The organism is Nocardia cyriacigeorgica, assembly GCF_010868145.1.
GTDB lineage: Bacteria > Actinomycetota > Actinomycetes > Mycobacteriales > Mycobacteriaceae > Nocardia > Nocardia cyriacigeorgica_D.
On the sequence record NZ_JAAGUY010000003.1, the window covers coordinates 59,177 to 76,929 of the forward strand.

22 protein-coding genes are annotated in these 17,753 nt (G+C 67.2%); 17 read left to right on the forward strand and 5 right to left on the reverse strand.

The features are described from left to right. The first annotated feature begins 69 nt into the window (after nucleotides 1–69). From rplS to dprA, 7 genes are all read left to right on the forward strand, one after another. Nucleotides 70–411 (forward strand): 50S ribosomal protein L19, encoded by a 342-nt coding sequence (rplS, locus tag GV792_RS06635; protein WP_014352079.1) that lies wholly within the window; start codon nucleotides 70–72, stop codon nucleotides 409–411. Nucleotides 412–524: 113 nt separating this feature from the next. Then, nucleotides 525–1,322 carry a signal peptidase I gene (gene lepB / locus GV792_RS06640; protein ID WP_309138543.1) on the forward strand — a complete coding sequence of 266 codons (798 nt, stop codon included), beginning with the start codon at nucleotides 525–527 and terminating at the stop codon, nucleotides 1,320–1,322. A gap of 76 nt (nucleotides 1,323–1,398) precedes the next feature. Continuing rightward, a complete protein-coding gene (locus GV792_RS06645) occupies nucleotides 1,399–2,196 on the forward strand; it encodes a ribonuclease HII (RefSeq protein WP_163822817.1) in 798 nt (265 codons plus the stop codon). Nucleotides 2,197–2,239: 43 nt separating this feature from the next. After that, a complete protein-coding gene (locus GV792_RS06650) occupies nucleotides 2,240–2,545 on the forward strand; it encodes a DUF2469 domain-containing protein (RefSeq protein ID WP_011210678.1) in 306 nt (101 codons plus the stop codon). A gap of 207 nt (nucleotides 2,546–2,752) precedes the next feature. Next, a complete protein-coding gene (locus tag GV792_RS06655) occupies nucleotides 2,753–3,109 on the forward strand; it encodes a YraN family protein (RefSeq protein WP_163822819.1) in 357 nt (118 codons plus the stop codon). Then, nucleotides 3,109–4,617 carry a YifB family Mg chelatase-like AAA ATPase gene (locus tag GV792_RS06660; protein ID WP_163822820.1) on the forward strand — a complete coding sequence of 503 codons (1,509 nt, stop codon included), beginning with the start codon at nucleotides 3,109–3,111 and terminating at the stop codon, nucleotides 4,615–4,617. Before GV792_RS06655 ends, GV792_RS06660 begins: the two co-directional genes overlap by 1 nt. Before the next feature lie 38 nt (nucleotides 4,618–4,655). Continuing rightward, nucleotides 4,656–5,801 (forward strand): DNA-processing protein DprA, encoded by a 1,146-nt coding sequence (gene dprA / locus GV792_RS06665; RefSeq protein WP_163823167.1) that lies wholly within the window; start codon nucleotides 4,656–4,658, stop codon nucleotides 5,799–5,801. 275 nt (nucleotides 5,802–6,076) lie between these two features. On the opposite strand, the gene GV792_RS06670 is transcribed toward dprA, so the two are convergent. Then, nucleotides 6,077–6,343, reverse strand: a complete 267-nt coding sequence (locus GV792_RS06670) for a hypothetical protein (protein WP_163822823.1) — start codon at nucleotides 6,341–6,343, stop codon at nucleotides 6,077–6,079. A 130-nt stretch (nucleotides 6,344–6,473) separates the two neighbouring features. On the opposite strand from GV792_RS06670, the gene GV792_RS06675 reads away from it, so the two are divergent. Genes GV792_RS06675 through GV792_RS06685 form a run of 3 tightly spaced genes read left to right on the forward strand, consistent with a single transcriptional unit; the run spans nucleotide 6,474 to nucleotide 8,127 of the window. After that, the gene (locus tag GV792_RS06675) at nucleotides 6,474–7,460 is read left to right on the forward strand and encodes a tyrosine-type recombinase/integrase (protein ID WP_175584042.1); all 987 of its coding nucleotides are present in this window, start codon (nucleotides 6,474–6,476) and stop codon (nucleotides 7,458–7,460) included. Continuing rightward, complete coding sequence (locus tag GV792_RS06680) at nucleotides 7,457–7,822, forward strand: YidH family protein (protein WP_163822824.1); 366 nt, start codon at nucleotides 7,457–7,459, stop codon at nucleotides 7,820–7,822. Before GV792_RS06675 ends, GV792_RS06680 begins: the two co-directional genes overlap by 4 nt. Continuing rightward, nucleotides 7,819–8,127, forward strand: a complete 309-nt coding sequence (locus GV792_RS06685; protein WP_163822826.1) for a DUF202 domain-containing protein — start codon at nucleotides 7,819–7,821, stop codon at nucleotides 8,125–8,127. The genes GV792_RS06680 and GV792_RS06685 overlap by 4 nt, the downstream gene beginning before the upstream one ends. Before the next feature lie 123 nt (nucleotides 8,128–8,250). Here the strand turns inward: GV792_RS06685 and GV792_RS06690 are convergent, their stop codons facing one another. Further along, on the reverse strand, nucleotides 8,251–8,769 hold the full coding sequence (locus GV792_RS06690; RefSeq protein ID WP_163822828.1) for a DUF1990 family protein: 519 nt from the start codon (nucleotides 8,767–8,769) through the stop codon (nucleotides 8,251–8,253). A 7-nt stretch (nucleotides 8,770–8,776) separates the two neighbouring features. Beyond that, nucleotides 8,777–9,334 carry a M23 family metallopeptidase gene (locus GV792_RS06695; protein WP_375154453.1) on the reverse strand — a complete coding sequence of 186 codons (558 nt, stop codon included), beginning with the start codon at nucleotides 9,332–9,334 and terminating at the stop codon, nucleotides 8,777–8,779. Nucleotides 9,335–10,223: 889 nt separating this feature from the next. On the opposite strand from GV792_RS06695, the gene rpsB reads away from it, so the two are divergent. The 5 genes from rpsB to GV792_RS06720 all read left to right on the forward strand — a co-directional run bounded on the left by rpsB (nucleotide 10,224) and on the right by GV792_RS06720 (nucleotide 14,538). After that, nucleotides 10,224–11,054 carry a 30S ribosomal protein S2 gene (gene rpsB, locus GV792_RS06700; protein ID WP_163822830.1) on the forward strand — a complete coding sequence of 277 codons (831 nt, stop codon included), beginning with the start codon at nucleotides 10,224–10,226 and terminating at the stop codon, nucleotides 11,052–11,054. Nucleotides 11,055–11,153: 99 nt separating this feature from the next. Then, nucleotides 11,154–11,978 (forward strand): translation elongation factor Ts, encoded by an 825-nt coding sequence (gene tsf / locus GV792_RS06705; protein ID WP_163822832.1) that lies wholly within the window; start codon nucleotides 11,154–11,156, stop codon nucleotides 11,976–11,978. Between the two features lie 194 nt (nucleotides 11,979–12,172). Continuing rightward, nucleotides 12,173–12,901 (forward strand): UMP kinase, encoded by a 729-nt coding sequence (gene pyrH / locus GV792_RS06710; protein ID WP_163822834.1) that lies wholly within the window; start codon nucleotides 12,173–12,175, stop codon nucleotides 12,899–12,901. Between the two features lie 51 nt (nucleotides 12,902–12,952). Further along, the gene (gene frr / locus GV792_RS06715; protein ID WP_163822835.1) at nucleotides 12,953–13,510 is read left to right on the forward strand and encodes a ribosome recycling factor; all 558 of its coding nucleotides are present in this window, start codon (nucleotides 12,953–12,955) and stop codon (nucleotides 13,508–13,510) included. 50 nt (nucleotides 13,511–13,560) lie between these two features. Next, nucleotides 13,561–14,538: a phosphatidate cytidylyltransferase gene (locus tag GV792_RS06720; RefSeq protein ID WP_175584043.1), complete on the forward strand. Its 978-nt coding sequence runs from the start codon at nucleotides 13,561–13,563 to the stop codon at nucleotides 14,536–14,538. Nucleotides 14,539–14,559: 21 nt separating this feature from the next. Here the strand turns inward: GV792_RS06720 and GV792_RS06725 are convergent, their stop codons facing one another. Next, entirely contained in the window at nucleotides 14,560–14,901 is a 342-nt protein-coding gene (locus GV792_RS06725) for a LapA family protein (RefSeq protein ID WP_163822837.1), read from the reverse strand. Nucleotides 14,902–15,022: 121 nt separating this feature from the next. On the opposite strand from GV792_RS06725, the gene rlmN reads away from it, so the two are divergent. Further along, a complete protein-coding gene (gene rlmN, locus GV792_RS06730; RefSeq protein WP_163822839.1) occupies nucleotides 15,023–16,132 on the forward strand; it encodes a 23S rRNA (adenine(2503)-C(2))-methyltransferase RlmN in 1,110 nt (369 codons plus the stop codon). A 54-nt stretch (nucleotides 16,133–16,186) separates the two neighbouring features. Here rlmN and GV792_RS29150 read toward each other — a convergent pair whose 3' ends face one another. Further along, nucleotides 16,187–16,471, reverse strand: coding sequence for a DUF2631 domain-containing protein (locus GV792_RS29150; RefSeq protein WP_163822841.1), 285 nt, complete (start codon nucleotides 16,469–16,471; stop codon nucleotides 16,187–16,189). A 97-nt stretch (nucleotides 16,472–16,568) separates the two neighbouring features. Here GV792_RS29150 and dxr point away from each other — a divergent pair, with 97 nt between their 5' ends. Continuing rightward, a complete protein-coding gene (dxr, locus tag GV792_RS06740) occupies nucleotides 16,569–17,708 on the forward strand; it encodes a 1-deoxy-D-xylulose-5-phosphate reductoisomerase (RefSeq protein WP_163822843.1) in 1,140 nt (379 codons plus the stop codon). Nucleotides 17,709–17,753 lie beyond the last annotated feature (45 nt).

Genomic DNA, 17,753 nt, shown 5'->3' on the forward strand with positions numbered 1-17,753 from the left:
TCGGAGCATGAACCGGTAGAGCACGTGCCGCCAGGTTCCTCTGTTCGCGCGAACTCCAGAAGGATGAACATGAACACCCTTGACTTCGTCGACGAGAAGTCGCTGCGCAGCGATGTCCCCGAGTTTCGGCCCGGTGACACCCTCAATGTGCACGTGAAGGTCATCGAAGGCTCGAAGGAGCGCATCCAGGTCTTCAAGGGCGTCGTCATCCGGCGCCAGGGTGGCGGTATCCGCGAGACCTTCACCGTCCGCAAAGTGTCGTTCGGTGTCGGCGTGGAGCGCACCTTCCCGGTGCACAGCCCCAACATCGACCATATCGATGTGGTGACCCGTGGCGATGTCCGCCGCGCCAAGCTGTACTACCTGCGCGATCTGCGCGGCAAGGCCGCCAAGATCAAGGAAAAGCGCTGAGCTGCTGCTCCGTGCCGCTGCCCCGGTCCGCACCGGAGCGGCGGTAGAGCAAGAAATTCCCGGATAGCCCGGCACCGCACGCTTTCTCGCGGTGCCGGGCTAATCTGTTCGGCGTGGCAGACGAAAGTGGGTCGGTGACCGTGCCAGGTGCAGACGACGGGCAACCGCAGGGACGTCGCGCACGGCGTGGCCGACGCGGACGCAAGGACAAGAAACAGCGGCCCTTCTGGCAGGAACTGCCGATTCTGCTGGTCATAGCGGCCGTCATCGCCGCACTGATGGTGACCTTCGTCGGACGTCCGTACGTCATCCCGTCCCAGTCGATGGAACCCACCCTGCATGGCTGCGCCGGTTGCACCGGTGACCGCATCTACGTGCAGAAACTCAGCTATTACTTCGGAGATCCGAAACCCGGCGACGTGGTCGTGTTCGTCGGACCGGACTCCTGGAACACCCACTACCGCTCCATCCGCTCGGACAACGCGCTGGTGCGCGGGGTGCAGAACTTCTTCTCCTTCTTCGGGCTCGTGCCGCCCGATGAGAACGACCTGGTCAAGCGGGTGATCGCGGTCGGCGGGCAAACGGTCGAATGCTGCGATGAGCAGGGCAGGGTCATGGTCGACGGCAAACCGCTGGACGAGCCCTACGTCGAAGACGACTTCCCATGGGTCCCCGGTCAGAAGAACGCCTCCTACCCTGTCGGCCGCGTGTTCGGCCCGGTGACCGTCCCCGAGGGCAACCTGTGGGTGATGGGCGACAACCGCAACGAGTCGGCCGATTCACGCGCCCACGTCGGCGATGAGCTGCAGGGCACGGTCCCGGTGGACAACGTCAGGGGCAAAGCGGTGTTCAAGATCTGGCCGCCCGGCCGCATCGGCCCGGTGCACGCGCAGGATCCACAGACCAACTGATGGGTGTGCGCGCGATAATCGGTCTGTGGGGTGTGTTGACCGATTCGAGAACCACGCCTGGCCGGCGGTGACGCCGATGCCTCGATCACAGCGTCGCCTGCCGAACGTGGAGCGGGTGAGCTGGCCGCCGCGCGTGGTCATGCGGAAAGCGGCCGGGCTGCGCACCCTCGAAGCGGCATTGATCCGCAGTGGCCTCGGGCCCGTGGCCGGTGTCGACGAGGCCGGTCGCGGACCGAGCGCCGGACCGCTGGTGGTCGCGGCCTGCATGCTGGCGCCCAAGGCGCACGACGCCCTGGCCGGTCTCGATGATTCGAAGAGACTCACCGAAGCGACCAGGGAGGCGCTGTACCCGGTGATCACCCGGCTCGCGCTGGCCTGGCATGTGGTGGTGATTCCGGCCTGGGAGATCGACGCGATCGGCATCCATGTTGCCAACCTCGAGGGCATGCGCCGCGCCGTCGCCGGGCTCGGCCGTACGCCCGGCTACGTGCTCACCGACGGTTTCCGGGTGCCGGGCATACCCTGTCCGTCGCTGCCCGTGGTGGGTGGTGACGCCACCGCCGCTTGTATCGCTGCGGCCAGCGTGCTCGCCAAGGTCACTCGCGACCGGATGATGGTCGAGCTCGATCAACGGCTGCCCGGGTACGGGTTCGCCACCCACAAGGGGTACAACACGCCCGAGCACAATGCTGCGTTGGCGCAGTTCGGACCGTGTGTCGAACACCGGCGTTCATGGCGCAATGTGCGTGAGCACGAGCCGCGGGGGGCGGCCGGAAGGCCGATGCGGCATGAGGTCGTCGCGACCTCCGGCACGGTAATCGTGGATCAGGTCACGTCGAACCGACTGGCTACCGACGCGTTGCATACGCGATGATGTCAGCACACGCAATGCCGCGAGAAGGAGGACGTCCCACCCGATGAGCGCCGAGGACCTCGAGAAGTACGAAACCGAGATGGAACTGTCCCTGTACCGGGAGTACAAGGACATCGTCGGTCAGTTCTCGTACGTGGTGGAGACCGAGCGCCGCTTCTACCTGGCGAACTCCGTGGAGCTGCGCCCGCAGAACGCGGACGGCGAGGTGTATTTCGAGGTCCGGATGAGCGATGCCTGGGTCTGGGACATGTACCGGCCCGCGCGCTTCGTCAAGCATGTCCGGGTGATCACCTTCAAGGACGTCAACATCGAGGAGCTGGAGAAGCCGGATCTGCGGCTGCCGGAGTAGCGGCGTCCTCGATTCGCTCCGATCTGTGGCCCGGCCCGCGCGGATACTCTCAGCTCGCTGCGATCACGGTCGCCAGGGGTAGTGCTGAGTCGGACCTGGTTGCGGCCCGACTGGCCGTAGTTATCCACAGGCCGAGTTATCCACAGGAATTCTGTTTTCCCAGGTGAGCCAACTAAGCCGAGCCTGCATCACCCGCATGCTGACCGGGTGGCACACAACTTGGCGCTCGGCGCACACGGGGAAGACCTGGCGGCACGATTCCTGGAAGCCGCGGGCATGGACATCGTTTGCCGTAATTGGCGCTGCCGGTACGGCGAACTGGACCTGATCGCACGCGACGGCGACATCACCGCGTTCGTCGAGGTGAAGACCAGGGCCGGCCTCGGTTTCGGTACGCCGGCCGAAGCGGTGACCTTCACCAAACGGCAACGGATACGCAGACTCGCGCTGCTGTGGCTGTCCGATCAGGACGGTCCATGGCAGCGCATCCGGTTCGACGTCGTCTCGGTGCTGGTCACGCGGGAACGCGAACCGGTGATCGAACACCTGAAAGCGGTGTTCTGATGGCACTCGGGCGCGCCTGTTCGGTCGCGGTGAGCGGCGTGGACGGCCAGCTGGTGGAGATCGAGGCAGATATCGGTCAGGGGTTGCCGTCGGTCCATCTGGTCGGACTGCCCGACACCTCGCTCTCGGAATCCAGGGACCGGGTACGCGCGGCAGTGGCCAACTCGGGAGAGAAGTGGCCGGACGGACGGGTCATCCTCGCGTTATCGCCTGCGACGCTGCCGAAAGTGGGCAGCGTCTACGACCTGGCCTTGGCCGCGGCAGTCATGGATGCGGCCGACGCTATTCCTTCCACCAAATTGGCGAGCACGGTGTTGCTCGGCGAACTGGCGCTCGATGGTCGGATCCGGCGCGTACGCGGCATCCTGCCCGCGGTACTCGCGGCCCGAAAAGCCGGATGGGCGACGGTGGTCGTGCCCGAGGCCGCGCTGCCAGAAGCCGGACTGGTCGACGGTGTCGAGGTTCTCGGCGCTTCGAGTCTGCGCCGTGCGCTTGCGTGGTTGCGTGGGGAGGCCGCGCTGCGCGAACCGGATCGCGAACTGCCCGAACAACCGCGCGTCACGGGCGATCTGAGTGAGGTCGTCGGCCAGCACGAGGCGCGATGGGCGCTGGAGGTCGCGGCGGCCGGCGGGCATCACATCCTGCTGACCGGTCCGCCCGGCATCGGCAAAACCATGCTGGCCCAGCGGCTTCCCGGACTTCTGCCACCGCTGTCGGATGCGGAGGCACTCGAGGTCACCGCGATCCATTCGGTCGCGGGCACATTGTCCGGCGATCATCCGCTGATCACGATGCCGCCGTTCGTCGCTCCGCATCATTCGACCTCGGCCACCGCGATGGTCGGCGGCGGCTCCGGTTCGGCCAGGCCCGGCGCCGTCAGCCGAGCGCATCGCGGAGTGCTGTTCCTCGATGAATGCGCGGAGATCGGCACCAAAGTGCTGGAAGCCATGCGGACTCCGCTCGAGGAGGGCGAAGTGCGCATCGCTCGGCGCGACGGTGTCGCACGGTATCCGGCGCGGTTTCAGCTGATGCTGGCGGCCAACCCCTGCCCGTGCGCGCCCGCCCGCGACGTCGACTGCATCTGCGCACCACTGGCCCGGCGCAGGTACCTGGGCAAACTATCCGGTCCGCTGATGGACCGGATCGATATCTGGGTGCAGATGTACGGGATGGCGGGCGGCACCTTCGGCGCCGAGGAATCCGAGAGCAGCGCCACCGTCCGTGAGCGCGTGACGGTCGCGCGCCGCGCGGCCGCGCATCGCTGGCGGGAATTCGGCTGGCTCACCAATGCAGAGGTTCCCGGATATGTGCTGCGGCAGCGGTTTCGGCTGCCCGCCGAGGTGACGGCCCCGGTGGAGGCCGGTCTGCGGATGGGCAGGCTCTCGGCCCGCGGAGCCGACCGGGCGATCCGGGTGGCGTGGACGATATGCGATCTGCGCGGCGGGGATGTGCCCAGTGCGAAGGACGTCATGCAGGCGTTGAATTTCCGGCAGCGAGGTGCCCAATGACAGCGCACATATCGGCCCGCAGGGAGGGCGGCAGCGTTATGGACGAAGCCGAGGCACGGCTGCTGGCATGGGTGTATCTGTCGCGAGTCGTGTTGGGGCCGTGCGCGGCGCTCACGGCGTTGATCGATTCGGTCGGAGTGCTTGAAGCGGCACGGGCGGTGCGGGAATGCCGGTTGCCGCAGGTATTGCGGGCCGCCACGGCGACGCGACGTGGCCTCGACCAGGCCGCTGCGGACGTCGAGAAGGTCCGGTTGCTCGGTGGACGCGTCGTCACACCCGACGACCCGGAATGGCCGGCATGGCGGCTGCTTGGCCTGAGTCAGCTCGAACCTGGGAGGGACGCCGACGGCGCGGTACCGCTGGTGCTGTGGGTGCGTGGCCCGCTCTCACTACTCGGTGCCAGCGAACGGGCGCTCGCCGTGGTCGGAGCACGGTGCAGTAGTGGCTACGGTGATCGCGCGACCGGAGAGATCGCGGGTGATCTCGCCGTCAAGGGCTGGACCATCGTGTCCGGCGCGGCATTCGGGATCGACGCCATGGCGCACCGGGCGGCGTTGGCGGTGGGCGGGTCCACGATTGCTGTGCTGGCCTGCGGCATCGACCGGGCGTACCCGGCTCAGCACGAACGCCTACTTGCGCAGATCGCCGAAACCGGGCTGGTGGTCAGCGAATATCCGCCCGGCACAGCTGCGCGCAAGCATCATTTCCTGGCGCGCAACCGTCTGGTGGCGTCGCTGGCCGACGGTGTGCTCGTGGTCGAAGCCGGACTGCGCAGTGGGGCCCGCAATACGGTGAAATGGGCTCGGCGCCTTGGCCGTCCGGCACTTGCCATGCCCGGGCCCGTCACTTCCGCATCCTCCGTCGGCTGTCATCGCATGATCCGGGAAGGAGAGGCGTTGCTGGTGACCCGTGCCGACGAGGTCATCGATGAAGCAGGGCCGCTGCGATTGTCGCTGCCCACCTCCGTGATCACCGATCCGGGCGAGGGGCTTGCCGGCGATCAGCAGCTCGTCTACGCGGCCCTGCCTGCGGCGGGCTCGCGGGTTCCACACGAGCTCGCGGCCAGGACATCGCTACCGATTCCCACGGTCCGAGCTGTGCTCGCTGAACTCGAACTCGCAGGGCTGGTCGGACTCGGGGGAGAGGGGTGGTTTCGGGTCGGATTCGATCCGCCGCCGATGTAGCGTGCTCACGGTACGCGATCCGCTGTGCCGACGAGGCGGCAATCCGGCCCTGACGTCGCGTGTTTCGTCGACGCACCGCCGTCCCCAAGGTTCGCGCCTCGGGCCGTGCCCGCCTGAGCCGGGAACGACCGCTGCGGGACGCCACGACGACACCCACGGCCAGATAATGGTCCGGCACGAACCGTAAACCGAAGGCGGCGGCGGTGCTGACGGGACGCTGTGGTCCGCGAACACCGCCGCCGCACGCTCGTCGGAGATACCCGGCGAGCGCCCTCTCACTCGATCCGGATGGAGGACCCGAATGCCTCTATGTCCGAACCGGGTACCACCCTCTCGGTGATCGCACCGGCGCAGCCGGCTTCCAAGTACACCGTGGCGACCGCGCCGGTGTCATTGATGATTTGCAGTGGTGACGGTTCATCAGCGACTGGAACGCAGCCGCTGGGATTCTCATGGGAGGTGTCGTTGATGATGAGTACTCCCTCGGCACCGGTGGCGGTGCCTGCCGCGGTGAGGATCAGTGTTCCTGCGACAGCACACACAGTTGCGATATGACGCACGGGCAGTCCCTTTCTGTGAGCATCGGTGAATCGACTGATCGAACCCGGCAATCTTCGCAGAAGGGACGCCTCGGTGGCGGTAGGCCACTGTCGTGATCAGGCAAAACAGTTCATGAGCGGGGGAACGGCGCGCCGACTTGCCAACCGTGGTGTCGCAGGTGACGGTGGAGTGGTGGATGTGCTGCCCGAGGATCTCGACGCTCTACTGGCCGAATACGGGCGGACTCTGCGGCTGGGCAGCAACCGCTCACCGCATACCGTGCGCGCCTACATCGGCGACGCGCGGTCGTTGCTGACGCATCTGGTCGAGCGATCGGCGGATTCCTCGGTGCGGGAACTGGATCTGGCGTTGCTGCGATCCTGGCTCGCCGGACAGTCCGCGGCGGGTGCCGCACGAACCACGATGGCCCGCCGGTCATCGTCGGCTCGGACCTTCACCGCCTGGCTCACCAGGACCGGGCGGTTGAGTGCTGATCCCGGGCTGCGACTCGGAGCGCCCAAAGCGCACCGGGTGCTGCCTGCGGTGCTGGGCACAAAGCAGGCGGCCGCGGCGATGGATGCCGCGGAATCCGGTGCGGTGCAGCGTGATCCGATGGCCTTGCGCGATCGGTTGATCGTCGAGCTGCTCTACTCGACGGGCATTCGAGTGAGCGAACTGTGTGGCCTCGATATCGACGATGTGGACCGAGAACGCCGTGTGGTGCGGGTGCTCGGCAAAGGCAACAAGGAGCGCTCGGCTCCCTTCGGCATTCCGGCAGACGACGCGATCGGGAACTGGTTGCGTTTCGGCCGTCCCGATTTCGCCACCGCCGAATCCGGCCGTGCGCTACTGCTCGGTCGTCGCGGTCGCCGCCTCGACCCGCGCCAAGCCAGAACCGCAGTGCACGAGGTGATCTCGGCCATTCCGGGCGCACCCAACGTAGGTCCGCACGGCCTGCGGCACACGGCCGCCACCCACTTGCTCGAAGGCGGTGCCGATCTGCGCATCGTCCAGGAACTACTGGGCCACGCGAGCATGGCCACAACGCAGCTCTACACCCACGTCTCCGTCGAACGACTCAAGAAGGTGCACGACCAGGCGCACCCACGAGCGCTATGACCCTGCCGAATCCGGACGCCGAATCCGAGGATGGCGAAGAGGACGTTGACTACCGCTTCACCCTCGCCAATGAACGCACCTTCCTGGCCTGGATGCGCACCTCGCTGGGACTGCTTGCCGGTGGGGTCGCGGTGCATACCCTGGTCGAACCGTTCCGCCTGGCTGGTTTCCGGCGCGCCATCGTGCTGTGCTGCCTGACCCTCGCGCTGATTCTGGCGGTCGGTGCCTACGCCCATTGGCGCCGCGTCGGTGACGCCATGCGGCAGGGTCGCGCCCTGCCGGGGACCGTCCTGGTCCCGGTTCTGTCGGCGGGCATCACCGCGATCGCGCTGCTCGCGTGCCTGGCGGTGCTGCTGCGATGACAGCTGCCGGTCTGGCCGCCGAACGCACCGCGCTGGCCTGGCGTCGCACCGCCCTGGCCGCCACGGTGGTCACGATGCTGTTCCTGAACGCCGCCGTTTCCGACGGCTGGCGCCTCACCGCACTGGCCCCGTTGGCCGCGGCCCTCGCCACGGCGATCCTCGCGGTGGTGGGCACGATGCGCAGTCATGGGTTGCGGCACGGCCGGTATCGGCACGGAGCACGAGCGGTCCGGTTCGCGCTGGTCTCGATCGTGATGGCAGCCCTGGTGACGGTGCTGATCGGACTGACCCATCCGGTGGGGTAGTGCTGCGCGAGACGGCGACATCACTGGCCCATGCCCACCGAAACGAGGCTTCTTCCGCCTGACCACTGTGCGACCGGGATGGTTTGCCTGGACGGCACCATGGCGGCAGCGCGTACGCCCGTCCTAGCCGGAGTGCGGAAGAGAGTCGATGTACTTGCCGGCGATGTATCGCTGGACCATGCGGGACACCGGTCCGCTGAGCCGCGTGTACCAGGCGGCGCCGCGTGAGAACGCGGTGACGACGCCGAAGACGCTGTCGTCGGACTCGTCGTATTCGACGGCGAACAGCTCCTCACCGGACTCCGGGTGGCCGGGGAGCGTGCCGTAGGCGAAGCCGCGGCGGTTCGGCTCGTCGAGGACGTAGACGACGCGGCACGGCGCGGTGATGGCCAGTTGGCCGACGCCGAGACGCACCGTGAGCAGGGTGCCCGGCTCGGCGGTGGGAGTGCTCGCCGAGCCGAAGATGCCGGTGCCGCGCTGCATCCGGTACGCGTTGATGGCATCGGCGGCCAGGTCGAACAGCGCCCGGCCGTGGCCGATGCGGCGACGCAGGGTGAAGTGGTGATAGCCCGTGGGAAGGGTCCCGCTGGAGGCGCCGACTTCGGCGTAGGTGAACGGTGGATCCTGCGGCGCGTTCTGCATGGTTCGATCATGGTCGGCGAACAGGCTGTCGGGAAGCATCCGGTGGTTGCACGGGCTTCAATCGCAGCGGACCGAGTTGCAGCAGTCCGAGCGGATCCAGATATTCGCGGCGCTGCCTGCCGCCCGACTCGCGCCGCAGACCCCAATGCAGACAGGCCGCGGCCGAGCAGCCCTCGTGCCCCGCCTCCAGTACACCGATCCGGCTGCCGCGCGTCACTCGTCGTCCCACCGGCACCTCGGCTGCCACCGGCTCGTACGTGGTGCGCAGCCCGCCCGGATGGTCGATCGACATCACCGGCTTGCCCGCTACCGAACCCGCGAAAACCACGATCCCTTCGCCCGCCGCGAGCACCGATTGCCCGGGCGAACCGGCCAGATCCACCCCGCGATGCCCGGGCAGCCAGTTCTGCGGCGGCTTCTCGAACCGCCTCTCGACCGCAGGCCGCGGCCGCAACGGCCAGTCGAACCGCGTGCCCGGTGCCGCGGCGGCCACTTGCCCACCCGCGAGCAGCGTACAGGCCAGCACCAGCGACGCCGCAGGCCCGCGAAAACCACCGCAGCCCATCTGCGGTCATCGCAGCCAGGGCTGCGACCCGGGCAACGGTGCCGTCCGTAGTTGAGGTGCCGCCCGCAGCAGTGGCGCTGTCTGCGACGGCGGTGTCGTCCGCAGGAGCGGCGCCGTCCGCACAAGGGGCGCCACCCGCAGCAGCCCGCGCAGAAACGGCGCGAGCGCGCAGGCCGACCCACTACCGCCCATTGCGCAAGCGTCCGACTGCCGATACACGTCCGCCGCAGCTGCCACGTCGCTATCGGGGACGCTCGCCACGAACACACCCACCATCAGCCCTAGCGGCAGCAGACCCGACACCAGGCGTCGGCACGCTTGTGCACCGCTGCGCGGGAAGCGGCCTGGGGATCCAGGGCGTCGGCCGCGCTCATCAGCCTCGGTGCATTCGAGAACCCTGTGTTCGCCGTGCGGGTCGGAGCGCTCGACGCCGACCCGCGAGCCGGTGACTTCGCGCGAGCGGATGCGCGGTCGAACAGTGCGGGAAGCAGTCTCGATCGAAGAATGGCAGGTAGGTGTCATGGCTCAACGATGACCGGGGCAGCACGCGCGAAACACCCCGGATTCGCGGGCTGTGGACAACCCGAACGGGTGTGGATAAACACCCTTTCACCAGCGCGATTTCAATGGTTGGAGTCCACGCCGTAGACTGTTCGGGCGGTCTGTGTCTTCCATGGACCGACTTCGCGCGCCACCGTGCTCGTTCGTATGGCGCTGATCGATCCGGTCGCACTTCACCAGGTGTGTGTCCGGCCGCGTCAGCGCAGCAATGGACGGGGAATCGTCGGCTGGTCCCGATCATCGGATCGGGTCCGACGGTTCGGGGCGCCAGGGCAGCGGGCCGCCGGCTTGCTGCGTCAACCGGCAACGAAAGAGAGATACGGGAGCTATGGCTGTCGTAACAATGAAGCAGCTGCTCGATAGCGGCGCGCACTTCGGGCACCAGACCCGTCGCTGGAACCCGAAGATGAAGCGGTTCATCTTCACCGACCGCAACGGCATCTACATCATCGACCTGCAGCAGACGCTGACCTACATCGACAAGGCCTACGAGTTCGTCAAGGAGACCGTCGCCCACGGTGGCACCGTGCTCTTCGTCGGCACCAAGAAGCAGGCTCAGGAGTCGATCGCGGCCGAGGCGACTCGCGTCGGGATGCCCTACGTCAACCAGCGCTGGCTGGGTGGCATGCTGACCAACTTCTCCACCGTGCACAAGCGCCTGCAGCGCCTCAAGGAGCTCGAGGCCATGGAGCAGACCGGTGGCTTCGAGGGTCGCACCAAGAAGGAAATCCTCATGCTCACGCGTGAGATGAACAAGCTGGACCGCACCCTCGGCGGTATCCGTGACATGCAGAAGGTGCCCTCGGCCATCTGGGTCGTCGACACCAACAAGGAGCACATCGCCGTCGGCGAGGCCCGCAAGCTGAACATCCCGGTCATCGCGATCCTGGACACCAACTGCGATCCCGACCTGGTCGACTACCCGATCCCGGGCAACGACGACGCGATCCGTTCGGCCGCGCTGCTGACCAAGGTCGTCGCCTCCGCCGTCGCCGAGGGCGTGCAGGCTCGTGCCGGCCGCGCCGCCGGTGACGACAAGCCCGAGGCGGGCGCAGGCGAGCCGCTGGCCGAGTGGGAGCAGGAGCTGCTGGCGCAGGCCGCCCCCGCCGCCGAGGCTCCTGCCGAGGCCGCTCCGACCGAGACCCCGGCCGAGGCCTGATTCTCGGCGTAATCCGCTGTTCCAGTGGTGGCCACCTGGCACTGCCATCGTGGCCACCACTGCCCGGTACCTACCCTTTTCGAAGGAGGCTCGCCCCCGATGGCGAACTACACCGCCGCTGACGTGAAGCGGCTCCGGGAGCTGACCGGCTCCGGGATGATGGACTGCAAGAACGCGCTGGCCGAGACCGACGGTGATTTCGACAAGGCCGTCGAGCTGCTGCGCATCAAGGGCGCCAAGGACGTCGGCAAGCGTGCCGAGCGCACGACCGCCGAAGGTCTCGTCGTCGCCAAGGACGGCGTCATGGTCGAGATCAACTCCGAGACCGACTTCGTCGCCAAGAACGCCGAATTCCAGACGCTGGCCGACCAGGTCGTGACCGCTGCCGCGGCCGCCAAGCCTGCCGACCTCGAAGCGCTGAAGGCGCTGGATCTCGGTGGCAAGACCGTCGACGCCGCCGTGCAGGAACTGGCCGCCAAGATCGGCGAGAAGCTGGAACTGCGTCGCGTCGTCTCCCTCGACGGCCCGGTCGCCACCTACCTGCACAAGCGTGCCTCGGACCTGCCGCCCGCCGTCGGTGTGCTGGTCGAGTACACCGGTTCCGGTGACGCCGCCGCCGAGGCTGCGCGTGCCGCCGCCATGCAGGTCGCCGCCCTCAAGGCCAAGTACGTGTCCCGCGATGAGGTCCCCGCCGACATCGTGGACAACGAGCGCCGGATCGCCGAGCAGACCGCTCGCGAGGAAGGCAAGCCCGAGGCCGCGCTGCCGAAGATCACCGAGGGCCGCGTCAACGGCTTCTTCAAGGACGTGGTCCTGCTGGAGCAGTCGTCGGTCACCGATTCGAAGAAGACCGTCAAGGCCCTGCTGGACGAGGCCGGTGTCACCGTGACCCGCTTCGCCCGGTTCGAGGTCGGCGCGAGTTAAGCCCTCGCGCAGCTAGCGAGCAGGCCCCTCGTCGCACCGATCACTCCGGTCGACGGGGGGCCTTCTGCTGCCGCTCCAACCGAATAAGGCAGGATAGGGACGCTCTGAGTTGCTGAATGCCTGATGTCGCCGCGCTCGACGATCGAGCCGGTGTCAGTCGAGAACACGCCCATCGCCGAAGGAGACCCAGACCGATGACCGACCCGGGGACCGACCGCCCAGGATATCGCCGGGTACTGCTGAAACTCGGCGGTGAGATGTTCGGCGGCGGCAAGGTAGGGCTCGATCCCGACGTGGTCCAGACGGTGGCCGAGCAGATCGCCGAGATCGTCGAAACCGGCGTGCAGGTGGCCGTGGTGATCGGTGGCGGCAACTTCTTCCGCGGTGCCGAACTCGAGGAGCGTGGCATGGAGCGGGCGCGTTCGGACTATATGGGCATGCTCGGCACCGTGATGAACAGCCTTGCGCTGCAGGACTTCCTGCAGAAGCAGGGCATCGACACCAGAGTGCAGACCGCGATCACCATGGGGCAGGTCGCCGAGCCGTATCTGCCGCTGCGGGCCAAACGTCATCTGGAGAAGGGGCGCGTGGTGATCTTCGGCGCCGGAATGGGTATGCCGTACTTCTCCACCGACACCACCGCGGCGCAGCGAGCCCTGGAGATCGGCGCCGATGTGGTGCTGATGGCCAAGGCTGTCGATGGGGTCTTCACCGCCGACCCCCGGGTCGACCCCGACGCCACGATGTACACCGAGATCACCCATAAAGAGGCGATCGAGCGCGATCTGAAGGTAGCCGACGCCACGGCCTTCAGCCTGTGCATGGACAACCAGATGCCGATCCTGGTGTTCAATTTGTTGACCAAGGGCAATATCGCCCGGGCTGTCGCCGGTGAGAAGATCGGCACATTGGTTCGTTCCTGACCCCGCGAGCCCGCGGATCATGACGATGACGACGCTGTGGAGGAAACGGTCGTGATTGAAGAAGCACTCTTCGACGCCGAGGAGAAGATGGAGAAGGCCGTCTCGGTGGCGAAGGACGATCTCGGCACCATCCGCACCGGTCGCGCGAATCCGGGCATGTTCTCCCGGGTCGTCGTCGACTACTACGGATCACCTACCCCGATCACCCAGATGTCGAGTATCACCGTGCCGGAGCCGCGAATGGTGGTGATCAAACCCTATGAGCAGGCGCAGCTGGGTGCGATCGAGACCGCGATCCGCAACTCCGATCTCGGCGTGAACCCGACCAACAACGGTGACATCCTGCGTATCTCGGTTCCGCAGCTCACCGAGGAGCGCCGTCGCGAGATGGTCAAGCAGGCCAAGTCCAAGGGTGAGGACGCCAAGGTCGCGATTCGCAACGTGCGCCGCAAGGCCATGGATGAACTCTCGCGCATCCAGAAGGACGGCGAGGCGGGCGAGGACGAGGTCGGTCGGGCCGAGAAGGAACTCGACAAGACCACCGCCAAGTATGTCGGCCAGGTCGATGAGCTGGTCAAGCACAAGGAAGCCGAACTGCTCGAGGTCTGACTCAGATCTTGCGGGCCCGCCCGGGCGGGGGACGAAACGGAAACGACGAGTTGAGCGACGGGACAATCGTGGCCGAGAACACCGCTGCGGCCGGTGCGGCGGGACAACAGGCACCGGACGACGACGGCACCATCGATGCCGCTACCGCCGGTACACCGGACGCGCAGGCGGGTGGGAGCGAACCGGCCGAACAGCCCCCCGCCGCGCCCAAGTCGCGGGCCGGCCGCAACCTACCCGCGGCCCTGATCGTCGGGTTGAGTCTCGGGCTCTCGCTCATCGCGATCCTGCTGTTCGTGCCGAAGGTGTTCATCGGCGTGGCAGGCGCCGCGATGGCGGTGGCGACCTGGGAGGTCGCCAAACGGCTGCGCGAAGCCGACGTGCTCGTTCCGCGAATCCCGCTGATCGTCGGTGGTCAGGCGGTGTTCTGGTTGGGCTGGCCGTTCGGGCCCGAAGGCGTTGCGGGCGCGTTCGCGGCGACGGCGCTGGTCTGCATGGTGTGGCGATTGTTCGATCACGGCCTGCAGACCGCACCGCGAAACTTCCTGCGTGACACCTCGATCGCCATCTTCACCCTGGCCTGGATTCCGCTGCTCGCCTCGTTCGCGGTGTTGCTGCTGCTGGAACCCGACGGCAACCTGCGGGTGCTGACCTTCATGATTCTGGTGGTCTGCTCCGATGTCGGTGGCTATGTGGCGGGTGTGCTGTTCGGTAGGCATCCGATGGTGCCGTCGATCAGCCCGAAGAAGTCGTGGGAGGGGTTCTGCGGTTCGCTGGTGTTCAGCGTGATCGGCGGTCTGCTCACCGTGACACTGCTGCTGGATGCCAATTCCATGATCGGTGTGGTGCTCGGCGTCGGGCTGGTGCTGGTGGCGACCATCGGCGACCTCATCGAATCCCAGATCAAGCGCGAGCTCGGCATCAAGGACATGGGCACGCTGCTGCCGGGGCACGGCGGCATCATGGACCGGCTCGATTCGATGCTGCCCTCGGCGTTCGTCTCGTGGCTGGTGCTCAGCACCCTGCTCTGAGGTGGGCCGCCACGATCGGCGTCATGGTCGTTTGGCGGCGCGACGCAACTGCATGATGCGCACACCGCCGACCAGCGCCATGACCAGCGCTCCGGCGATCACCGACATCAGGACCGACACCCCGAGCGGCAGCCCGAAGCTCCAGAACAGCAGATCGACCTCGACGTGCTCCAGGTTCTGCAGGATGAAGATCAGCAGCACGACACCGAGCAGTGCGGCCACAACCAGGCCGACCCAGGTGTAACCCGTCTTCGACTTCTCCAGTGTGCGGCGGGCGCGGGGCGTGGTGACCGGTTCGGTGTGAGGCTCGGTGCGCGGAATCGGCTCCGGCTCGGGCACCTGGTCAGCGGCGTGGGTGGACATAGATCGATCATTGCCGATTGCTATCGCTCATGCATGGATTTCCTGCTGGACGGCGGTATCTACCGGTGTCGAGGGGATGTGATGCGGGCGATGGCCCGCGGGATGGGACACTGGAGAAACTATGACCGTCTCCCTGCCCCTGGTTTTCGATGCCCCGCGCCGTGGCATGCCGCCGCGCCACCTGGCCGATCTGGACGCCGACGGCCGCCGCGCCGCGATGGCCGAACTCGGGCTGCCCGCCTTTCGCGCCGATCAGATCGCGCGCCAGTACTACGGGCGCCTACAGGCCGATCCGGAGCAGATGACCGACCTGCCCGCGCCGATGCGTGCGAAGGTCGCCGAGGCGCTGTTCCCTCCGTTGCTGTCGCCGGTGAAGCATGTGGCCTGCGACGGCGGCGAAACTCGCAAAACACTGTGGCGTGCAGGCGACGGCACCCTGCTGGAGAGCGTGCTCATGCGCTACCCCGACCGGGCGACCCTGTGCATTTCCAGTCAGGCGGGCTGCGGTATGGCCTGTCCGTTCTGCGCGACCGGGCAGGGCGGATTGAACCGGAACCTGTCAACTGCCGAGATCGTCGATCAGGTGCGCGCCGCGGCCGCCGCCCTGCGTGACGGTGAGGTCTCCGGCGGACCAGGGCGGCTGTCGAACATCGTGTTCATGGGTATGGGTGAGCCGCTCGCCAACTACAAGCGAGTACTGAACGCGGTCCGCCGCATCACCTCGCCTGCCCCGGACGGTTTGGGAATCTCCCAGCGCAACGTCGTCGTCTCCACGGTCGGTTTGGCTCCCGCGATCCGCAAACTGGCCGATGAGGGCCTGTCGGTGACGCTGGCGGTATCGCTGCACACCCCTGATGACGAGCTGCGCGACACCCTGGTTCCGGTGAACAATCGCTGGCCGGTTGCCGAGGTGCTCGATGCCGCCCGCTACTACGCCGACAAGACGGGGCGTCGAGTCTCGGTGGAGTACGCACTGATCCGCGATATCAACGATCAGCCGTGGCGAGCGGACATGCTGGGGGAGAAGCTGCACAAGGCGCTCGGTTCGCGTGTGCATGTGAATGTGATCCCGCTGAATCCGACTCCCGGCAGCAAATGGGATGCCAGTCCGAAGCCGGTGGAACAGGAATTCGTGCGTCGAGTCAATGCCAAGGGCGTGCCGTGCACGGTCCGCGATACTCGGGGCCAGGAGATCGCCGCGGCGTGCGGGCAGTTGGCCGCGGAGAACTGAGCTGACGAAAACGGCCGGCCCACACAGGAGTGCGGGCCGGCCGATTCTGTGGTCCTAGCGGGGCTTGCGGGCCAGGATGCTCTGCCGGATCAGGATGCCCGCCAGCAGCGCGGCGCACCCGACGAGGAACATGTAGCCGACATTGCCGGTGCCCGACGAGCTGCCCTGCGGTCCCTCGAACAGCATCGCCAGCAGTGCGAGCACGACGAACCAGCCCGCGACGACGAAGGCGCGCCTCGATTCGCCGCTCCAACCCCATGCGGCCGACGGGACCTCGGCGGGATCCACAGTGGTGACAGCGCGCTCACTGGTGGTGGTTTCGAGTTCCGTGGCGGCCACGATCGCTCCTCAGCTCGAGAATCGGATACTGCCCGCTATCGTGGCATACGACCGGTCGTCGTAGCCAGCAGGGTGCGGTGTCCGTAAGAATGTGCGGGTGTCCGATGTCGTAAGAGTTCTCCTGCTCGGCAGCACCGGTTCCATCGGAACCCAGGCGCTGGAGGTGATCGCCGCCAACCCAGGCAAGTTCGAAGTGGTCGGTCTGGCCGCGCGTGGCGGCAATACCGATCTGCTCGCCGCGCAGATCGCGGCGACCGGCACCGGCAATGTCGCGGTCGCCGATCCGGCCGCAGCCCAGCGCCTCGGGGTCGAGCTCGGCGGGCCGGGCGCGGTGACCGAACTGGTGCGCCGCACCGAGGCGGATGTGGTGCTCAACGCGCTCGTCGGCTCGCTCGGTCTCGAACCGACACTCGCCACCCTGGAATCCGGCGCGCGTCTGGCACTGGCGAACAAGGAATCCCTGGTCGCGGGTGGGTCGTTGGTGACGAAGGCTGCCGCACCAGGGCAGATCGTCCCGGTGGACTCCGAGCATTCGGCGCTGGCGCAATGCCTGCGCGGCGGACGTGCCGAGGAAGTGGACCGGCTGATCCTCACCGCCTCCGGCGGGCCATTCCGCGGCTGGACCACCGAGATGCTGGAAGCGGTGAACCCCGCCGAGGCGAAAACTCATCCGACTTGGTCCATGGGCCCGATGAACACGCTCAACTCGGCGTCGCTGGTGAACAAGGGCCTCGAACTGATCGAAACCCATCTGCTGTTCGGCATTCCGTACGACCGGATCGACGTGACCGTGCATCCGCAGTCGATCGTGCACTCCATGGTCACCTTCACCGACGGTTCGACCTTGGCTCAGGCCAGCCCGCCGGATATGAAACTGCCGATCGCGCTGGCGCTCGGCTGGCCCGACCGGGTGCCGGGCGCCGCGGCGGCCTGCGACTTCTCCACTGCCTCGACCTGGGAGTTCGAGCCGGTGAACAACGAGGTGTTCCCCGCCGTGGAGCTGGCAAGGCAGGCCGGGACGGTGGGCGGTTGCGTGACCGCGGTGTACAACGCGGCCAACGAGGTGGCGGTGCAGGCGTTCCTCGACGGCGTCATCCGGTTCCCAGAGATCGTGCGCACCGTCGGGCTCGCGGTCGCCGCGGCCGACGATTGGCGGGCCGAGCCGACGAGTCTGGGCGAGGTTCTCGCCGCCGACACGTGGGCGCGCGAATACGCCGGGAGGCTGGTGCTGGCATAACCACAGCGGACACAACCGGTCACCGCGCGAGAGTGCCGGTACTGT

Excerpts from the sequence above, each read along its gene's own strand:
- rpsB (WP_163822830.1), top strand. The coding sequence starts at position 10,224 with ATGGCTGTCGTAACAATGAAGCAGCTGCTCGATAGCGGCGCGCACTTC.
- GV792_RS06690 (WP_163822828.1), bottom strand. The coding sequence starts at position 8,769 with ATGCAGAACGCGCCGCAGGATCCACCGTTCACCTACGCCGAAGTCGGC.
- tsf (WP_163822832.1), top strand. The coding sequence starts at position 11,154 with ATGGCGAACTACACCGCCGCTGACGTGAAGCGGCTCCGGGAGCTGACC.
- pyrH (WP_163822834.1), top strand. The coding sequence starts at position 12,173 with ATGACCGACCCGGGGACCGACCGCCCAGGATATCGCCGGGTACTGCTG.
- GV792_RS06645 (WP_163822817.1), top strand. The coding sequence starts at position 1,399 with ATGCCTCGATCACAGCGTCGCCTGCCGAACGTGGAGCGGGTGAGCTGG.
- rplS (WP_014352079.1), top strand. The coding sequence starts at position 70 with ATGAACACCCTTGACTTCGTCGACGAGAAGTCGCTGCGCAGCGATGTC.
- GV792_RS06695 (WP_375154453.1), bottom strand. The coding sequence starts at position 9,334 with ATGGGCTGCGGTGGTTTTCGCGGGCCTGCGGCGTCGCTGGTGCTGGCC.
- rlmN (WP_163822839.1), top strand. The coding sequence starts at position 15,023 with ATGACCGTCTCCCTGCCCCTGGTTTTCGATGCCCCGCGCCGTGGCATG.
- GV792_RS06685 (WP_163822826.1), top strand. The coding sequence starts at position 7,819 with ATGACAGCTGCCGGTCTGGCCGCCGAACGCACCGCGCTGGCCTGGCGT.
- GV792_RS06680 (WP_163822824.1), top strand. The coding sequence starts at position 7,457 with ATGACCCTGCCGAATCCGGACGCCGAATCCGAGGATGGCGAAGAGGAC.
- GV792_RS06725 (WP_163822837.1), bottom strand. The coding sequence starts at position 14,901 with ATGTCCACCCACGCCGCTGACCAGGTGCCCGAGCCGGAGCCGATTCCG.
- GV792_RS06675 (WP_175584042.1), top strand. The coding sequence starts at position 6,474 with ATGAGCGGGGGAACGGCGCGCCGACTTGCCAACCGTGGTGTCGCAGGT.
- GV792_RS06650 (WP_011210678.1), top strand. The coding sequence starts at position 2,240 with ATGAGCGCCGAGGACCTCGAGAAGTACGAAACCGAGATGGAACTGTCC.
- GV792_RS06660 (WP_163822820.1), top strand. The coding sequence starts at position 3,109 with ATGGCACTCGGGCGCGCCTGTTCGGTCGCGGTGAGCGGCGTGGACGGC.
- dprA (WP_163823167.1), top strand. The coding sequence starts at position 4,656 with ATGGACGAAGCCGAGGCACGGCTGCTGGCATGGGTGTATCTGTCGCGA.